The organism is Vibrio sp. Vb0304 (genome assembly GCF_033338995.1).
Taxonomy (GTDB): Bacteria; Pseudomonadota; Gammaproteobacteria; order Enterobacterales; family Vibrionaceae; genus Vibrio; species Vibrio alginolyticus.
The window spans coordinates 1-1,281 of the sequence record NZ_JAWOTT010000181.1 but is presented as its reverse complement, the minus strand read 5'-3'; the positions used below and the strand labels follow the sequence as shown (position 1 = coordinate 1,281).

Annotated in this window: 1 protein-coding gene; it reads right to left on the bottom strand. The window is 48.6% G+C overall.

Annotated features, from left to right (window positions below; genetic code table 11):
* Window positions 1–1,281 (bottom strand): DNA polymerase III subunit alpha (dnaE, locus tag R7P35_RS24805; RefSeq protein ID WP_318093029.1); only part of this gene is annotated, 1,281 nt, incomplete at both ends.

The window sequence follows — 1,281 nt, the reverse complement described above, 5'->3', positions numbered from 1 at the left end:
TGTACAACCTTCTAATAGGCGACACATATCGATGAGTTCTTTAACTTCCTCATCGGCCTCATAAAGCTCAGGCAGAGCAGGCTCGGCTTTAAACGCTTTTTCTAGCGTCATACCCGGATCTGGCGGAACCAGTTTCGAAATACGGTCAACGAAACCAAATGGGTGACCAAGAACACGACCAACGTCACGGATTACCGCTTTCGCCGCCATCGTACCGAATGTGATGATCTGAGATACGGCATCGCGACCGTACATTTCGGCAACGTGATCAATCACTTGGTCACGCTTATCCATACAAAAGTCGACGTCGAAATCGGGCATGGATACACGTTCTGGGTTCAAGAAACGTTCGAAGAGCAAGTCATATTCAAGCGGATCAAGATCGGTAATTTTCAGCGCGTAGGCCACCAAAGAACCGGCACCCGAACCACGACCAGGACCGACTGGAATCGCGTTGTCTTTCGACCACTGGATGAACTCCATTACGATCAAGAAGTAGCCTGGGAACCCCATTTGGTTGATTACGTCGAGTTCGATTTGTAAACGCTCGTCGTATTCTGGACGGCGCTTTTTGCGCTCTTCTTCATCAGGGAATAGGAACTCTAGACGCTCTTCCAAACCTTCTCGCGACTTCATGACCAAGAATTCAGTTTCTTCCATCCCTTCTGTTGGGAAGGCTGGCAAGAAGTATTCACCCAAACGAACGGTCACGTTACAACGCTTGGCGATCTCAACACTGTTTTCTAGCGCTTCTGGAATATCAGCAAACAGCTCACACATTTCCTCTTCAGTGCGAAGGTACTGCTGCGGGCTGTAATTTTTTGGTCGGCGTGGATCTTCTAGTGTGTAACCATCATGAATCGCAACACGAATCTCGTGCGCATCGAAAAGGTCTGCACTTAGGAAAACCACTTCGTTTGTCGCGACCACGGGCAAGTCATATTGCTCAGCGAGATCGATGGCAAAGTGCAAGTACGTCTCTTCATCCGGACGGCCTGTACGAATCAATTCTAGATAGAAACGGTCCTGGAAATGCTGTTTGTAAAACTCTACACAGCTTTCAACCAGTTTACGGTTACCTTTAAGCAGCGCTTTGCCGATATCGCCATTTTTAGCACCAGAGAGAACGATTAAGCCTTCTGACATCTCGGCCAGCCACGCCCTATCAATCACAGGTTGGTGCTGAACGTGGCCACGTAAGTACGCTTTGGAAATCAGTAACGTGAGGTTCTTGTAACCTGCATTGTCGGCAGCAAGTACTGTCAGCTGGGTCAGTTCTTC